The organism is Runella sp. MFBS21 (genome assembly GCF_029433105.1).
GTDB lineage: Bacteria > Bacteroidota > Bacteroidia > Cytophagales > Spirosomataceae > Runella.
This window is the reverse complement of record NZ_JARNTW010000026.1, coordinates 45,843-63,835: the sequence shown is the minus strand read 5'-3', so window position 1 is coordinate 63,835 and position 17,993 is coordinate 45,843. Positions and strand designations below refer to the sequence as shown.

The 17,993-nt window shown below is 38.6% G+C and carries 13 protein-coding genes; 8 read left to right on the top strand and 5 right to left on the bottom strand.

All coding sequences use genetic code 11. The features are described from left to right. Positions 1-1,818 carry an ATP-binding protein gene (locus tag P1X15_RS29105; RefSeq protein ID WP_277341647.1) on the top strand — a complete coding sequence of 606 codons (1,818 nt, stop codon included), beginning with the start codon at positions 1-3 and terminating at the stop codon, positions 1,816-1,818. Here the strand turns inward: P1X15_RS29105 and P1X15_RS29100 are convergent. Then, complete coding sequence (locus tag P1X15_RS29100) at positions 1,815-2,462, bottom strand: response regulator transcription factor (RefSeq protein ID WP_277341646.1); 648 nt, start codon at positions 2,460-2,462, stop codon at positions 1,815-1,817. The genes P1X15_RS29105 and P1X15_RS29100 overlap by 4 nt on opposite strands. A gap of 209 nt (positions 2,463-2,671) precedes the next feature. On the opposite strand from P1X15_RS29100, the gene asnS reads away from it, so the two are divergent. From asnS to P1X15_RS29080, 4 genes are all read left to right on the top strand, one after another. Beyond that, positions 2,672-4,123 carry an asparagine--tRNA ligase gene (gene asnS, locus P1X15_RS29095; protein WP_277341645.1) on the top strand — a complete coding sequence of 484 codons (1,452 nt, stop codon included), beginning with the start codon at positions 2,672-2,674 and terminating at the stop codon, positions 4,121-4,123. A gap of 98 nt (positions 4,124-4,221) precedes the next feature. After that, positions 4,222-4,542, top strand: a complete 321-nt coding sequence (locus P1X15_RS29090) for a DUF3467 domain-containing protein (RefSeq protein WP_028664282.1) — start codon at positions 4,222-4,224, stop codon at positions 4,540-4,542. 3 nt (positions 4,543-4,545) lie between these two features. After that, entirely contained in the window at positions 4,546-5,415 is an 870-nt protein-coding gene (locus P1X15_RS29085) for a bestrophin family protein (RefSeq protein WP_277341644.1), read from the top strand. 85 nt (positions 5,416-5,500) lie between these two features. Beyond that, a complete protein-coding gene (locus P1X15_RS29080) occupies positions 5,501-6,421 on the top strand; it encodes an aspartate carbamoyltransferase catalytic subunit (protein WP_277341643.1) in 921 nt (306 codons plus the stop codon). A gap of 61 nt (positions 6,422-6,482) precedes the next feature. On the opposite strand, the gene P1X15_RS29075 is transcribed toward P1X15_RS29080, so the two are convergent. Further along, positions 6,483-9,056 (bottom strand): phosphoenolpyruvate carboxylase, encoded by a 2,574-nt coding sequence (locus P1X15_RS29075; protein WP_277341642.1) that lies wholly within the window; start codon positions 9,054-9,056, stop codon positions 6,483-6,485. Between the two features lie 209 nt (positions 9,057-9,265). Here P1X15_RS29075 and P1X15_RS29070 point away from each other — a divergent pair, with 209 nt between their 5' ends. From P1X15_RS29070 to mraY, 3 genes are all read left to right on the top strand, one after another. Then, on the top strand, positions 9,266-11,371 hold the full coding sequence (locus tag P1X15_RS29070) for a helix-hairpin-helix domain-containing protein (RefSeq protein ID WP_277341641.1): 2,106 nt from the start codon (positions 9,266-9,268) through the stop codon (positions 11,369-11,371). Between the two features lie 117 nt (positions 11,372-11,488). Further along, positions 11,489-12,004, top strand: a complete 516-nt coding sequence (locus P1X15_RS29065; protein ID WP_277341640.1) for a hypothetical protein — start codon at positions 11,489-11,491, stop codon at positions 12,002-12,004. 105 nt (positions 12,005-12,109) lie between these two features. Next, entirely contained in the window at positions 12,110-13,324 is a 1,215-nt protein-coding gene (mraY, locus tag P1X15_RS29060) for a phospho-N-acetylmuramoyl-pentapeptide-transferase (RefSeq protein WP_277341639.1), read from the top strand. 1 nt (position 13,325) lies between these two features. Here mraY and P1X15_RS29055 read toward each other — a convergent pair whose 3' ends face one another. The 3 genes from P1X15_RS29055 to P1X15_RS29045 all read right to left on the bottom strand — a co-directional run bounded on the left by P1X15_RS29055 (position 13,326) and on the right by P1X15_RS29045 (position 17,925). Then, complete coding sequence (locus P1X15_RS29055) at positions 13,326-13,850, bottom strand: phosphoglycerate mutase family protein (RefSeq protein ID WP_277341638.1); 525 nt, start codon at positions 13,848-13,850, stop codon at positions 13,326-13,328. Between the two features lie 8 nt (positions 13,851-13,858). Beyond that, the gene (locus P1X15_RS29050; protein ID WP_277341637.1) at positions 13,859-15,697 is read right to left on the bottom strand and encodes a tetratricopeptide repeat protein; all 1,839 of its coding nucleotides are present in this window, start codon (positions 15,695-15,697) and stop codon (positions 13,859-13,861) included. Positions 15,698-16,257: 560 nt separating this feature from the next. Next, entirely contained in the window at positions 16,258-17,925 is a 1,668-nt protein-coding gene (locus P1X15_RS29045; RefSeq protein ID WP_277341636.1) for an Ig-like domain-containing domain, read from the bottom strand. Positions 17,926-17,993 lie beyond the last annotated feature (68 nt).

Sequence of the window (17,993 nt, the reverse complement as noted above, 5' to 3'; positions counted from 1 at the left end):
ATGAAAAAAATCGTATGCATTTTCATTGTTTTTTTACTAAATGTGGGATTTTCAAAAGCACAAAATCCCTTATTGGATAGCCTTATCCACCATATTCATGACTTATCCACCCAAAAATCTTCTTTACATCGGGATACCAATATTGTATTGAGTTTGAGCCTTCTTACGGAGCGCTCAATCAATCTAGGAGATTCACGTGAACTGATGTTTTTGGATTCTCTTAAAAGATTCACAGTAGCGGTAGAGTGGCCCAAGGGAATAGGGCTATATCAACGTGCTTTGGGTAAATACAACGATATAAAAGGAAACTACACAGAAGCTTTTCAACACTATAATCAAGCCATTCAAACCCTTAAAAAAGCAGGAGGAGACCCTTACGAATTAGCGTACACGTACGTATTAGCGGCATTTGTTTTAAACAACAATGGCCTCACCAACAAATGCCTAGAACTTTTATATGAGGCTTTGCCCTACGCCAAAGCTACTACCAACAAAAACAATCTCGGTTGGATTTATGATTTCTTGGGAGACTATAATTACTATGACTCATTCGGAGTCAGAAATTATAAAAAAGCGCTTTTTTATTACAAACAAGTAGAGCGGCTTATGCCCTACACCACAAGCCCTACCCTCAAAGCTGATAATCCTCATTGCTTGGCCAATGTATATATGAAACTCGGCAATGAAGCTCTTGCCACCCAATATCGCGACAAAGCATTGGCATTAGCCAAATCTTACAACAATCGGGTTGTCATTTTTGCTACTTATGCCGATTTAGCTGATATATACGATCAAAAACAATCTTACGCCAAAGCCCTCGAATACCGTAAAGCTAGCTTAGACTACGCTCGTAGATCAGGCTGGAAAGAAATGCAATCACGGGCCGAAAATTACATTTATCAAACTTACAAACGAATGGGCGACTACCAAAATGCCCTCAAATATTATGAGCTTCACAAAATGCACGAAGATAGCCTCGGGCGATTTTCAGTCCAGAAAGCCTATGCCGAACTGCAAGCAAAATACGAAGCCGAAAAACAACAACTTAGAATCAGTGATTTAGAAAATGAAAAACTCACCCAATGGCGCAATTTTTTAATTGGGCTTTCGATTTTGGGCCTTTTTGTGGCTGGCTTTGTATTTTGGTCAAATCATAAATTAAAAACTACCAACAAACAACTAAGTATCAAAAACAAAGAAATAGAAGAAGCCCTACTGAAAGGACAAACCCTTGAGCGCAAACGCGTCGCTTCTGAATTACATGATAACCTAAATACCAAAATTGCGGCACTTAGATGGCGACTAGAAGCACTTGATACTTCCAAATATCCTGAAACAGACCAAAAAATTCATGCCGGAATTCTTCAAACCCTTGAGGATGTATATGCAGATGTACGCCTCATATCTCACAATTTGCTTCCTCCCGAACTCGAAACTCAAGGCTTAGCAATGGCTTTACAAAAACTAATTGAAAAGCTTAATCTAAATACCAAAACCACGTTTCATCTCATTGTGGATGAAGCTTTAGCTCGCCCTAGCCCCACCACCGAATACCAGCTTTATAGTATTATTTTAGAGTTAGTAAATAATGTTTTGAAACATGCCCACGCCCAAAAAGTATGGATAAGCCTTTCCGAAAAAAATCAGTCGATTTTTCTTACCGTAAGCGACGACGGCATCGGAATGCCCACCCACACCAATCCCACGGGAGTAGGCCTACGCAATATAAGTGCGCGTGTAGAATCGCTAAAAGGAACTTGGTCCCTAGATACCAAACCTAAGGTGGGCACCAAAATAAGTATAGAAGTACCTGTCTAAACCAATTTGTTTTTTACGGCATATTTAATGATACCTATGGCGTTTTTTACGCCCAATTTTCGTAAGATGTTGTGGCGGTGCGTTTCGACCGTACCTACACTGATAAAAAGCCGCTCCGCAATTTCTGAAGTTGAGAGTTCTTGGGCTATCAATCTTATAATCTCTAGTTCGCGAGCCGTAACAGCAATAGGCTCACTAGGAATTTCTTCATTAGAGGTAGCAGCTAAAGAGGCCGGGCTTAGCAATTCTTTCATTACTGCCTCACTAAAATACTTCTCACCTCTTGCTACCGTAGTGAGAGCCCTTTCTAGCTCAGCACGGTTTGCTTTTTTCATCACATAGCCCGAAATTCCCGCTTGAAACGCCTGTCGGATATTGTCGGCATCTTCCGAAACGGTGAGCATCAAGATTTTAAGATTAGGAAATTTTTGACGCACTTGGAGCGTAAGTGCTACCCCCGACAAATACGGCATACTCAAATCCGTTACTAAAATATCAGTCTCGTGGGTATCCAAAAAACCCAAAACCTTGCGGCTATCATTGAGTGTTCCGATTACTTCCATTTCCGGAATCGTAGAAATCAAGAGAGAAAGGCTGTCCAAAACAATCTGATGATCGTCAGTTATAAGTACACGAATAGACATTTTTCATAAACGATTAGGGTTAATCAAAAGTAAGATAAGATTTTGAAAACCCAAAAGCCTGATTTCAAAACCTTTCTCTCTTTGCCGAACCGTATTAAAACCCTAATTTTGCAGCCCTTACTACTTTTGATGGTTTTGTCTGATTTAATTCCAACCAAATACTAAAGTAGGAGTCATAAGATTTTTTAATTTTTATATCATTTACAAACGTGGGTCCGATACAGATTAAACAGATTCTTGCCGAAGCCAAAGTAGGCAGCGAAGTGGTGGTAAAAGGCTGGGTACGCACTAAGCGCGAAAGCAAAAACGCTATTTTTATTGCTATCAACGACGGTTCTACCATCAATAATATCCAAGCAGTAGCTGAGCCTGGTCAAATCAACGAAGAAACCCTCAAATTGATTACGACCGGTTCTTGTGTGAAAGTGACTGGCAATTTGGTAGAATCGGTAGGTTCGGGGCAATCCGTAGAAGTCAAACTCACTGATGTCTTTGTCTACGGCACCGCTGACCCTGAAGTATATCCTCTTCAACCTAAGAAGCACTCTCTGGAGTTTTTGCGAGAAATAGCTCACTTACGGCCACGTACCAATACTTTCAGTGCGATATTGCGTATTCGTCATGCATTGGCTTTTGCAGTGCATAAGTATTACAACGACAACGGCTTCTATTATCTCCATACGCCTATCATCACCGCATCCGATGCCGAAGGTGCAGGCGAAATGTTTCGGGTAACGACACTTGATTTAGAAAAATTACCCCGCAATGAAGAAGGAAAAATTGACTTCAAAGAAGACTTTTTTGGCCGCGAAACCAACCTTACCGTCTCGGGGCAACTAGAGGGGGAATTGGGTGCAATGGCTTTGTCAAAAATCTATACTTTTGGGCCGACCTTCCGTGCCGAAAACTCCAATACCACCCGCCACTTGGCGGAGTTTTGGATGATTGAACCCGAAATGGCCTTCTTTGAGCTAGAAGACAACATGAATCTGGCCGAAGACTTCGTAAAGTATGTGATTCGGTATGCAGTCGAAAACTGCCAAGAAGATTTGATTTTTTTACAAAAACGCCTCGAAGAAGAAGAAAAATCAAAACCACAAAACGAACGTTCGATGCCTTTGCTCGAAAAACTGCGTTTTGTTATGGATAATTCTTTTGAGCGCATTACTTATACTGAAGCAATCGACATTTTGTTGAAATCAAAACCTCACAAAGAAAAGAAATTCCAATATCCGGTAGAATGGGGAATCGATTTGCAATCAGAACATGAGCGCTTTTTGGTAGAAAAACATTTCAAAAAACCTATCATTTTGACCAACTATCCACGGGCTATCAAGTCGTTTTATATGAAACAAAATGAGCCTAATGAGCTAGAACCTGGCCCTACAGTACGAGCAATGGATGTGTTGTTTCCAGGCATTGGCGAAATCATTGGTGGCTCCCAAAGAGAAGAAAACTACGACAAATTGGTTACGAGAATGCACGAAGTGGGTATCGAACCCGAATCAATGTGGTGGTTTTTGGAAACTCGTAAATTTGGGACAGCGCCACATTCGGGTTTTGGGCTTGGTTTTGAGCGATTGATTTTGTTTGTAACAGGCATGACCAACATTCGCGATGTGATTCCTTTCCCTCGTACGCCCAAATCGGCCGAGTTTTAAGTTACTTTTTCGAAAGTTATTCATAAACAAAAAGCACTTTCATGACGAAGGTGCTTTTTTTAGTTAATTTTGCCAACATACCAATTATAGTGAATCCCATGCAAGACAATAAAAACGAAATCGAACAACAAATCAATGTTGAAATCTCGGAAGAAATGGCCGAAGGTGTGTATTCAAACTTAGTGATGATTGCCCATTCCAATACGGAGTTTATTCTGGACTTTATTCGTTTGATGCCCGGTGTACCCAAAGCTAAAGTAAAGGCGAGAGTTATTTTAACTCCTGAACATGCTCAACGTTTACTTATTGCTCTTAAAGATAATATTCGCAAATTTGAAGACAACCACGGCGATATAAGACAGGCAGAAGATCCTGATTTCCCATTTGTAAATTTTGGCGGTCCCATAGGCGAAGCTTAATCCATGATTACTTATAATCCTAAAGACTGGTGGAAACTTATCTTTGCCTTCCACCGAAGTGATACCTTTATGTTTTTATTGCCGGGTATCCTTGGAGTTGCTGCTTATACTGGAGTAGTCGCTTATATAGAAAATGACATACTCCACGCTTCTTTCAAAAACACCACAGTTGTACATTCACTCGTAGGGTTTGTATTATCAATGTTACTGGTATTTCGTACCAATACCGCCTACGAGCGTTGGTGGGAAGGCCGAAAAATTTGGGGGAGTTTTGTGAACAACTCTCGAAACTTATCTCTGAAACTAGACACCTTTCTTCCTAAAGAAGATTATCATACACGGCAAATTTTTCGGATTTTAATCAGTAACTATGTCTATGCATCCAAAGAACATCTTCGGGCGGGCGTAAATACAGACGAATTAGAACAAATCGGAAAGTATAACTCCCATTTTTTTAACCAAAAGAAACACGTCCCTAATCAAATCATGGGGGCAATTTATGAAGAGATTCATCAGCTTTATCAAAAGAAAGTGATTACAGGTGACCAACTTTTCATCCTTAACGAAGAACTTCGCTCCTTTACAGATAACATTGGAGCTTGTGAACGCATAAAGCGTACTCCTATCCCCTACGCCTACAGTTTGTTTCTAAAAAAAGTCATTTTTTTGTATGTATTTACCATGCCTATTGGATTCGTGATTGAATTCAAATATTGGGCTATTCCTATTGTCTCTATCATCTTCTATGTCTTCGCAAGTATTGAAGTACTGGCTGAAGAAATCGAAGATCCTTTTGGCACCGATGCCAATGACCTTCCCACGGATACTATTTATAACACCATCCGCGACAACCTTATTGAGATTCTCAAATAACCCTCTTGAAAGGTTTTTCTAAGTGTTTGTTTCGCAAACTTGCAGGGTTTTGTACCTTTGCAAAACTTTCTTTGTGCTTCTGACTATGTCACAACTTTCTGTACGGCACCTTTTGGGCATCAAAAACCTCACCGAATCAGACATTTACAGTATTTTAGATACCGCGACTCAATTCAAAGACGTCATCAATCGTCCGATAAAAAAAGTCCCTTCATTAAGAGATGTAACTATCGCAAACGTTTTTTTTGAAAATTCGACCCGAACGCGTTTGTCTTTTGAATTAGCCGAAAAAAGACTTTCTGCCGACGTTGTCAATTTCTCGGCCTCGGGAAGTTCTGTCAAAAAGGGAGAAACTCTACTCGACACGGTCAACAACATCCTTTCGATGAAAGTAGACATGATAGTGATGCGCCATAGCAGCCCTGGAGCGCCTCATTACCTTTCTCAACGAATATCCGCCAATGTCGTCAACGCTGGTGATGGTACCCACGAGCACCCTACTCAAGCTCTCTTAGATGCTTTTTCTATTCGTGAGCAGATTGGGGATTTGGCTGGAAAAAAAATCGCTATCATTGGAGATATTTTACACTCCAGAGTAGCGCTGTCCAATATATTTTGTTTGAAAAAATTAGGTGCACAAGTCCGAGTATGTGGCCCCACTACCCTTATCCCGAAATATATCTCTTCTCTTGGCGTAGAAGTAAGCCACAACGTAAAAGAAACGCTTCAGTGGTGCGATGTAGCAAATGTACTTCGTATTCAGCTTGAACGCCTCCAAGTCAAATACTTCCCAAGCCTAAGGGAGTATTCGCTGTACTTTGGAATCAATAAAAAAATGCTAGATGAGATAGACCACGATATTGTATTGATGCATCCGGGGCCTATCAATCGTGGAGTAGAACTTACTTCAGATGCCGCCGATTCTCGTCAGAGTATCATTCTCAACCAAGTAGAAAATGGCGTAGCAGTGCGTATGGCTGTACTTTATTTATTGGCTCAACAATAATCAGTAATTTTTCTTTAAACAAAAAAGGTAGAGGCTAATCCTCTACCTTTTTTGTGAGGTATTAGGCCGAATTTCGGGCGGCATTAATGATACCAAACATAGCTCGTATCACCAGCTTGCTATATATATCTGCATCTGAAGCCGACAGTTCTCCGCTTTGAAGCTTTTGTAAAGCGTATTGTTGGATTGTCATCAATGGTAATACGATTCGCTCCCGCACTTTGATAGAATCTTTCGTAACAGGATTTTGATTCATTAATTCTTGCTCTCCCGAAAACTCTAGCATGAGCTTAATACTACGCTCGTACTCTTCATACATCATCGTCCAGAGCGTACTAAACTCTGAATTTTCTTTCAAGTACATCGTAGCAGGATAATAGGCTTTCATCAATGATTGCATGGAATTTTCGACAAGGGTACGCACAAATAGCGACCGCTTGTAGAGTTTACGCAATGTTTCCATTTTACCCTCAGCCTTGAGCTTTTCTAGGGCTGAACCAAATCCATAAAATCCCGGAACATTTTGCTTCATTTGTGCCCATGAACCTACAAACGGAATGGCTCGCAAATCTTCAAATCTGAGGCCTCCGCCACTACCTCTTTTATCAGGACGACTTCCGATTTTTGTTTGTCCATAAAAACGCAAAGGGGTGATTTTTTCGAGATAAGGTACAAAGGTAGGGTGATTTTTAAGGCCTAAATAAGCTTCATAAGCCACATCAGCAAGTTCTTCCATAAGAGCCTTGTCAGAATCAGACAGCTGGTCTTTAGCACTTTTAGAAGTAAAGAGGTGATTTTCTAGCCCTGCCGTAAAAAGTCTTTCTAGGTTGTACATCGCCGTCGGAACAGTACCATAGTTTGAGCTGATGGTTTGTCCTTGTACCGTAAGCTGTATTTCTTTATCTTCTATATCCTTCCCTAAGGATGCATAAAAAGCGTGATTGTTTCCACCTCCACGACCTGGAGGCCCTCCACGACCGTCAAAAAACGTAACCTTAACGTCGTATTGTCTTGATATTTTTGTGAGTTGTTCTTTGGCTGTAAAAATAGACCAATTGGCTCTTAGGTACCCGCCGTCTTTTGTACCATCCGAAAAGCCAACCATGATAGTCTGCTGATTGCCTCTTCGCGCCAGATGTTTTCGATAATGAGGATTGTCGTAGAGCTGCTGCATTACTTCAGCTGAGCCTGCTAAATCGTCTACGGTTTCGAACAACGGCACTATATCCACATCAATATCGGCAGTTTTCCACACATTTTTTAGCAAAGCCAACACTTCTATCACGTTCAAAGCACTTGCACAGTTACTAATCACATATCTATGAGCACCTGCTTCGCCATTGCGGCGTTGAATTTCTCTGATAGCCAACATCGACCCATAAATATCCTGAGCAATAGGGTCTTGGAAATCATTTGCATTGATTTCTACTTGGAGCGACAATAGAAAATCTATTTTCTTTTTCTCGTCCCAATTCACATAATCATCATAAGTGAAAACGGGGATTTGTTTCTCTATTTTGGTTAAAACTTCCTGCCAAGCCAAAGTATGCTTGGGGCTTACTTGACGTATATCTAAGCTGGCGAAGAAAAAACCAAATAATTTGATTTTGAGGATAGTATCATCCAAGGAATCGACAAAGAAACTATCGTGATGCTCAACCAATACAGCTCTTGCTTGTTGAAGATCTTCTAAAAGCTCCTCAGCAGAGGCATAATGCTCTTGATCTGGATAATAAATAGCATTATTGGTTTTTAGCTCGGCTCTTGCAATAATCTCCTCTACACCCTCAAAAGTTAAACGTCGTTTAAGATATTTTATATCTCGCCAGTAGCACTTGAGTAGAATTTGCCGAAGGCGGTCAGCTACTTGAAGAGTCACTTCAGAAGTCACAAAGGGATTACCGTCTCTATCTCCTCCAGGCCAAAAACCCAAACGGAAAAGCTGCGTATGAGGCCATTCATTGATAGGGATATTAAGGCCTCTCAGCAATTTTTGTAAGATAGCAGGGATTGCTTGATAAAATACATTTTCGAGAAACCAACCAAGGGTCAATGCTTCATCAAAGGGAGTAGGTTTGTTTTTGTTGATAAAACCTGTCTTTCCAAGTTGTAATAGTAGATTGTTGACCGCTATAAAATCATTATCTCTAATAGCTTCCTCCAAATCAGTGATAATTCCCAGTACTTTCCCAGGATAAAACTGCGTAGGGTGTGCAGTGAGGACAATTCTGACGCAAAAATCATTCAATTTCTTTAATAATTTTTGACGCAAATCTTCACTATCTACTCGGTTGAGAAGCTGTGTGATAGATCCTTCCCCATTCAAATCATGGGTCTGATTAAATCCTGCATCCTCTACAGAATCAAACAAAACGACCTGGCGTTCAATAAATTTAATAAAATGAAAGAGTAAGTCTCTTCTTGCGGGTTCGGTAGCGTGCTCGATATATTCTTCGAAAAAAGACTCAATAATCTGCTGAGGGCTTTTCCCTGCTTCAAATCCCTCTTCACTAGCTTGGGTTAGCAGTGGTAATAAAGTACCAGTCCGAAAAATGTCCTGAAACGGCAGACTCAAAAATAGGCTGTTGAAGATATTGTATTTCGTCACAACAGCATCTTGATATACGTTGGGCATTGTGGGTTGTTAATTTAAAGGTGGGTAATGAAAAGCGAAGAAAAACAAAAAATTGTACATTTTCAAGAAATATCACCAATCATAGTGCATTTTTTTTGATAAAAATTCTAGCCTACATGTGACTTTTTATCCAAAATACATTCCAAATAGAGTTTATCTTCTATTCGTCAAACTTAAGGATGTTTAATGGTTTTCAAACAACTTAGCACATGTGTATACATCCAATTAAATCTCTGGTCATTAATGCTTTATGCCTCACCCTATGTATAGTATTGACTTACACGAAGGGCTATAATCAAGATTTTATTCGCCGTGAAATTGATGTCAATAGCTTTATTCAAAACCTATTACCGATTCAAGGAGATGATATTAACTATAACGAAGTAGCCGAAAATTTAATCCAACTTTACTCTACACCCCTCGACCTAAACACTTGTACTCGCGAAGAGCTTTCGGCGACATTTTTACTCAATGAAAGGCAACTTAATCATTTTTTTGAGTATCGCAGTCAAATTGGCCCATTTATATCAATCTATGAATTACAAGCTATTTCGGATTTTGACTTACCTACTATTTATAAAATATTGCCTTTTGTAGGAATTTCTTCCCCCAATCAAAAAATTTGGAAAGGGATCAACAACCCTTCAGATCATTATTTTTTGTTTCGTACGGAGCAGCTACTCGAAACCAAAAGGGGCTCAACCCTCAATGCGCCCAAGTCTCGCGATGGTACTTTGCAGAAATTTGAAGGAAGTAGTTTACAATGGTATGCACGCTACCGATATAGTCGATCACGAGATTTTAGTTTTGGATTTACATTTGAAAAAGATGAAGGAGAAGCCTTCGAATGGAACCCTTCAAAATACAAATATGGTGCTGACTTTGTTTCGATACATGCCCAAATCCAAAATAGAGGCAAGCTCAAAAATTTAATTATTGGTGATTATCAATTACAGGTTGGCCAAGGGCTAATTTTTGCCGCTGGGTTTTCTCTAGGAAAAGGGATGGAAACAGTATATACCGTTCGACGGCCAACTGTGGGTGCTAAACCCTACACTTCTGTTACAGAAGCAGGGTATTTGAGAGGCATTTCTGCTACTTATGCGCTGCACAAAAAATTCTCTCTCACTTTGGTATATTCTCGTACAAGGCGTAGTGGTAATCTTAGTGCGGTGCAAGACGATTCTACTGTTCAAACTGTTGTCAGTTCTTTACAAATAGATGGTCTTCACCGAATTCCTAATGAATTACAATACCGTGCCAATACAGTAGAACAAAATACGGGTGCCCATTTGTGGTACAACTCTACCCGTGGACAATTAGGGGTTAGCTTTTTGTATACTCACTTTGATATCCCCCTTAAAAGAGCCTCTGCTATTCGTAATGACTATGAATTTTCTGGAAAAGACAACCTTGTAGTAGGGTGCCATGGAAATTATTTATGGCAAAATTTTAATTTTTTTGGCGAAATAGCACGTTCAAAAAGCAGTGGTATTGGGGCTGTAGCGGGAATGCTTGCAAGTCTGAGCAAACGTTGGGACGCAACAACTGTATTTAGGCACTATGATAAGAATTTTCATAGCTTTTATGCCAATAGTTTTGGTGAAAATAGTCGCAATATCAATGAGACAGGTCTCTATGTAGGACTAAAATATACTATTCACAAAAAACTAAAAATAGGTACGTATATAGATATTTACAAGTTCAGTTGGTATAAATATTTGGTTGATAAACAAAACAGTAGCGGATATGATGTACTTTTTCAAACCACTTGGACGCCTTCTAAAAAATGGACCTTATATGGGATAATTAGACATGAAAGAAAAGAAAAAAATATACCATCTAGTCTATCCAAACAAAGATTTGTCAGTCATACTCTTCGCCAAAATCTTATTTTAAATGCCGAATATACCCCCCATAAAATAATATCGCTTCGCACTCGCATCCAAGGGAGCTTATTTAGCTATCAAGACTTTCCTGTTGATAAGGGATGGCTTATTTTTCAAGAGGTTGCTATAACTTGGCGTAAGATTTCGATTAGTAGTAGGGTTTCATCTTACAATACCGATAGTTATGATGCTCGGCAGTACGCCGTAGAGAAAGATGTGCTCTATGCAATTTCCATGCCTGTTTATTACGAACGTGGTTTTAGAAATTATATACTATTACGATATACGCCTTACCGCAAGTTAGATTTATGGTTAAGGATAGCACGTACAACCATGCCCGAAAGAGACAAAATAGGCTCATACGTAGACGAAATAGACAGTTCTCATCGTACAGAGTTAAAATTCCAATTGAGATATAAATTATAAAAAAGTATATTATTTCTCACTTATTATCAATGATTTATCTCTATTATCATTTTGGCATAAATTTTGTAAATATGAACCCTAGTACCCCGTTATAGGTCAATATTACATTGTGTGCTTATGAGAAGATTTTACTCCTTTGGATTATTAAGTGTAGTAGTGTTTTTTCTTTTGGGCTGGATGCTCAATTGTACAGGCTTAGCCGTTCCTAAAACCTCTCAGCCATTTCTAGATTTAAATACTACGGATGTGGTTGCTTCTGACTGGATTCCTGTAGAGCACTGGGTAAGTACTAGTGTGTTTGGATTGCCGGCTCGTTCTTACGAAATCAATCAAATCAAAATTAATAGTAATACGCTAGAAAACAATCAACTTTATGTTTACTCAAAAATTGATAACGATATACATACCCTTCCATTTACATTAAATACGGATAGCTCCGAACAGCGTTTTGATTATACATTACCCAACTCTTCCTCTCTGCGAATCGTGACGATAGGTTTGAAAGGTAGGTTTAATCCTACCAAAAAACAGCAGTATCGTTATATACTGATTCCTAATTCGTTAGTAAAAAAATCACCCGTCAATATGAGTGATTACGAGGAAGTAAAGATGGCATTCCATTTGGCTGAGTAATTCCTTTACATAGATTTTTCTGAATTTTACTAAAAATGCCTATACTTGCCCCCTTGTGTGCAAAGTATAGGCGTTTTTTAGTTTAGCCTAACCTCATCTTTCATTATGCTTTACTACTTATTTTCATTTCTTGACAAAGAATTCAACTTTCCTGGTGCAGGAGTATTTCAATATATTTCTTTCAGGGCTTTAGGTGCTACTGTTACGTCTCTTCTTATTGCAGCAATATTTGGTAGTCGCATCATTGATTTTCTCCGTCGTCAACAAATCGGCGAAACTATTCGTGATTTGGGATTACAGGGGCAAATGGAGAAAAAAGGGACTCCAACTATGGGGGGATTTATTATCATAGCGTCTTTACTCATTCCAGTACTTCTTTTTGCAAAATTATCCAATGTCTATATCGTCTTATTGATTATTACGACTGTTTGGACGGGATTAATTGGATTTATAGATGATTATATAAAGAAGTTTAAAAATAATAAAGAAGGGCTCCAAGGTAAGTTTAAGATTGTGGGGCAAGTAGGTTTGGGACTGATTGTGGGGCTTACATTGTCTTTTAACCAGCACGTTAAGATTCGGGTATATGACAAACCTATCATCAGCACTGCCATTGGGGAAATTCAAAGATATAGCGATGTCATTAACCCTACTACTACCACAGTTCCTTTTATTAAAAACAACGAATTCGATTATTCCAATCTACTTTTTGGATTATTACCAGATAGTTATACATGGATAATTTACACCATAATGGCTGTGTTTATCATTACAGCTGTCTCTAATGGTGCCAATATCACCGACGGCATAGACGGCTTAGCGGCTGGGACATCCATTATTATAGCTCTTACACTGGGTGTATTGGCTTATATATCAGGTAATACTCGCTTTTCACAATATCTCAACGTCATGTATATTCCTAATTCGGGCGAATTAGTAATATTTATTGCTGCTTTTGTAGGAGCTTGTATTGGATTTTTATGGTATAATTCTTACCCTGCTCAGGTTTTTATGGGAGATACAGGAAGTCTAATGCTAGGAGGGGTGATTGCGGTTATCTCTTTGGCTATCAGAAAAGAACTCCTCATCCCTATCATGTGTGGTATTTTCTTTGCCGAACTTCTCTCGGTAATTATGCAGGTCAGCTACTTCAAATACACAAAACGAAAATATGGCGAAGGAAAACGTATTTTTTTGATGTCACCTCTACACCACCATTTCCAAAAGAAAGGCTATCACGAAGCCAAAATAGTAGCTCGTTTCTGGATTATTGGGATTATTTTAGCGATAGCCACTTTAGTTACCCTCAAATTACGATAGTTTATGGCAATGTTTTTTGGCCATAAGTAGTTTCAGTGAGGCTTACTCTTTCCCAAAAAAACCGTCTTTTTATCTTGACTATCAAAAGATTGTCATAATCAGTATGCTCAATGCTCTTAAGGGTAGGTTTTGCCCCTAATGCTACTGCGGTTTCGATGACATTGTTGTTATGTCCCACCATCAGTGCATTTTTACCTTTCAGTTTTTTTAAACGATTTGCGATTATCGTGACTGGTTTGGTTTCATAAACGCCCGTTTTTTGGTTTAGCTCATTAAGCAGTGGCTGTGCCGTTTGTAAGGTTCTTTGGTATTTACTCACAAAAACGGAATCAATCTGTTTATCTTTTAATAGTAGCGCTAAGTCTTCTCCTCTTTTTTTTCCTGCTTCGGAGAGGGGTGTATCTTCAGTTTGATCTAGCCGCTCTGCGTGGCGTACTAGATAGAAAGTAGAGCTATAGCAACTACTTATTAGTATCTGTGCTGATATAAGTATAGAAAGATGGAGTTTTAAAGTTTTTTTAGTCATAACGAATTTTATAAAGAATCTCCTCTCAAAAGTCGGAACTGTTTTCTGGCTTCCGCCCCATAAATACTCGCAGGATGTTTTTCAAGGATAGTTTGGTAAAGTTCCATTGCTTTTTCTTTATCCTTAAAACGATTTTGGTAAAGCTCGGCCATCATAAACAAGGCATCATCCGCTAATATATCAGCAGAGAACTTTTCCACAATTTGCTGTAAGTTATCCACCGCCTTCTGATGATCACCCATTTTGGCATAGGTCCGTGCTTTGAGCCACAATATTTCGTCGGCTAAGGAATGATCTTTATATTTTTTAAAGAGCTCGTCTAAGGCCGCTAACGCCTCCGTAGTTTGATTTTGATAAAGTAATAGGTCTATTGCTGCGTATTCTCTCATCGCAGCTTCTGACGTATCTAAACCCGTATTATCTTGAATCAACAAACTCAATGAGCCGGCATCATTGGCAATTTCCCGAGAAGTTGCCATTTTTAGAATATCTAAGATGTCTTTTGCCAACGCAAAATCACCTTTATAATAGTTGAGTCGGGCATTTCTTAACTTAGCTTCGTAGCCTAGTGGGGTTTCTTTTTGAGACTTTTCGACTTGAGAGTATAATAGTGTCGATTCCCAAGGTTCGTTTTTAAGCAAAAAGATATCCCCCAAATCCAATTTGCACTTATCTATAAAGTCACTTTCTGCTCTGCCAATTTTTATCGCATTTTGTAAGATGACTGTGGCCGTATCTTTTTCGTTGAGATAAAAAGCGTATAGATTGGCCATACTTCTCATTGCATCAAGGGTACGATTATTTTGACCCAATTCTCCCAATAGTTTTTTGTAATCTTCTATCAGTTTTCTTACAGCGGCTTGCTCAATAGGAAAAGTATTTTTGACTTGTTCTTCTCTTGCCACGATGACCATGCGCCTTGCATAAGGATATAGCTGTCCTTGCGGATACTCTTTGATGATGTACTCAAACGATTGTATAGAAGCTCCATAGTCTTTATTTTGTAAAGCTAGATTTCCAAGATCAAATATTTTTGCGCCGTTATATTTGAGTCGTCTATCTAGCGCTCTTTCTTGTATAAATGCTTTACTGAACTGCTTCTTTTGGGTCAAAAACCAAATGAGCATTTCAGCATAGAAAGTTTCATTAGGTTGTCTTTGAATTTTTTCATAAAGAATTTTTTCAAACTTGGCTTGGTCTTTTTCTTCCCGCAAAAAATCCTGAAAATAGTTTTGAATCACTTCTTTGCTCTGAATAACTACACCTAGGCTTAAAAGCTCCTCAATCATCTGCTCGGTTTTTCCGGTTTGCGCATACAAAGCCGCCAATTCCATTTTAAAGAGATTATCGTTTCCTGCCATGTCTCTGCCTTTGAGCAAGGCATTGATAGCTGCTTCCGTATTGTCTATTTCTCTAAATTCTTCCGAGAGATCTTTATAGGCATTGATATCTTTGGGTGGAGCTTGAGCGATACTTTCTTGGTATTTGAGAGTAGCTGCAGGCACTTGTCCCATTTGCTCAAGCATTCGTCCCCAATACAGTGTGTATAAGTATCCAAACTTTTCGTCAGCTTTCTGCTGACGTTTAAAGAATTTCTCTGCTTCTTCAAAGTTTTTCAATTTGATCATGCAGTTCACATATCTCCTCAAATAAATTTTATTGAAGTCTTTACGCAGCACTTTTTGATAAAGCGTCACCACTTTGTCACATTCTCCTTTTTGGAAATAAGCATCAGCCAAATCTGCATCACTTTGGGCAAGACAACTTGTATAACTCCAAAGTGAAAAAATTCCTAATAAGTACGCTGAGCGATAGAGCGAGGTTATACACACTTTTCTTGCACCCATTTTAATAACTTAAATATTTAATTTTTAAAACTATTAAAGTTCATTACCGCCGTGGATATGTGGACAATAAAGTTATCAACTAGTTTTCCACGTTACTCTAAAACGAACATGTGAATAAATGAGAGGTTTATCCACAGTATTTTATTTTTATCCACAACTGAAATTACTGTTTTTCAGGAATATATGCAAATATTCACAATTACTGGTGGATTGTGGATATTTTTATCAACGATGTGGAAGGTTGTTTATCCACGGTTTTTACTGTTTAAAACACCTTGAAAATATGTGTAAAAAGGGGATGATTACAAACAGTCTGGATGTGTATAACTTTTTATCCACACTTTTGGAAGGTTATCTACAAGTTATGCGAGTACTTATCCACCAACTTACCCACTGCTATGATAGTTATCCACATTATTATTCACATTTTTTCCGCAACTTTTGATTTTTTGTGAAAATGTAGTTTCACAGCCTTATATTAACATTGCTCTTTTTAAACAGTTCACAAATAATGAGCCAAAACCCTAAATAGCTTATCCACACAATGTGATAATTGTGAATTATTTTGTGGATAAGTCTATATCTATACCACTCATTACAAAATTTTTCTTCACTTTGACCTCATCAGGGTGAAAGATGATGGGTTCAGCTAAGGTTTTTTGCTTAATGTCTCCTGAATCCCAACGACCATTGTTGTTTTTATCCACAATGACGCGCAGATAGTATGAGGCGGGTTTTAAATAGGTGAAGCTATAAGACTTTTGCCCTGTGATTGTTTTGACTACTTCATACTTATCATCTAGAAGTTCCACAATAAGATTATCATCGCTTCCTTTTATTTCGCCTTCTAGTGTTCCGTAGTCTTCTTCGTCCATGATAGGTAGTTTGTATGTTTTAGCCGGGATAGTATCGTTTTCAACACTGATAAAGGTGTTTTTTGGAATGATAATTTTAAATTCTCTTCGTGCGCTAATAGGCCTTGAAAGCGAAAGAATAGTATTATTATTTTCCCATTTATAGTCGGTAAGTGCTACTTTTTCAGTTCTGGTGCTATCACTATAAAACTCTAGTTGCTCTGGTTTTGCTATTTGAAGGGGCTTCGTAAATGTAAACTTTAGATTTACCAAACGTGGTTCTATTTCTTCACCTTCTTTAAAATTCGTTTTCATTTCGAAGGGGTCTCGGTTACTGTCTGCATTTTTACCTCCTCCCCTACTCTCTCTGAATTTGATTTTTTGGACATGTTCAAACGGGATACCGAGAGAGTCTTTAATGATTATCTTGGTAAGTATAGTGTCCTTCTTATTTTTGGTATTATAGAACTTTAGTTCATTGGTTCCTGCCTGAAAATGCGGAATAGAGTCTTCTGGATTGTCAAATTTTACTTTGTAATCCACAAATCCTTTATCATAATTGATGGAGTAATAATTGGCTCTAGGCTGCGTATTTCGCACTTTTGAGGGGGTCGTATTGGCTAAAAATAGCTTCATTGAAACGTCTGAGATTTGCGTAGAATCAAAAACTCTGATACTATCCCTTAAATATGCTATTCTCTCAGCCTTAGAATTGTAGGTCAAAGAGCGGTTTTTGTCATCGATAGCGATTAGTTTATAAAAATTGGGGTGTATGTTTTCAATACTAAACCTACCCGAACTATCAGAGCGAGTAAAGTAGTTGGGTTTCATTTTCTCAATATTGAGCGTGTCGGTATTGGGGTAAAGGCCTACCAAAACATCCAACATGGGTTTATTAGTAAACAAATCCTTGACGGTTCCTGAGACCGAAGCGGAATCTAATATCGGACCTGTACTAAAAACAAGTCGGAGATTTTTGGCTGGATTTTTTTCGCTAAAATCTTTGACAGCATCGCCAAATGCCAAAGAATAGGTAGTAGCAGAATCGAGGGGTTGCTTAAATGTAATTCGCAATCCAGTGGGTTTTACTTTGGAGTTGTACTCTCCTGCATCTGGAGTAATGAGAAGTTTTTGTTGTAAATTCTCCACCACTATATATTCATCAAACTCCAGTTCTACGGTTTGTTGGCGGTAGTTGGTTTGTTTATGGATAGGATTACTTTTTATAAGACTAGGAGGAATTATATCTTTTTTACCGCCCGTAGGAGAAACCGATTGGGCACAAGATTGAAGTAGAAAGTAGAGAGCCGTATATGTAAAAAAAGTTCTTAGGTAAGATAGACAAGAATTTGGACGGTTGTATGGTGCTATCATAAGATATGAATGGCTTGATTTTTTTTGACAAAAATAAAAGGGGCTTCGTAAAGCCCCTGCAAATTAAC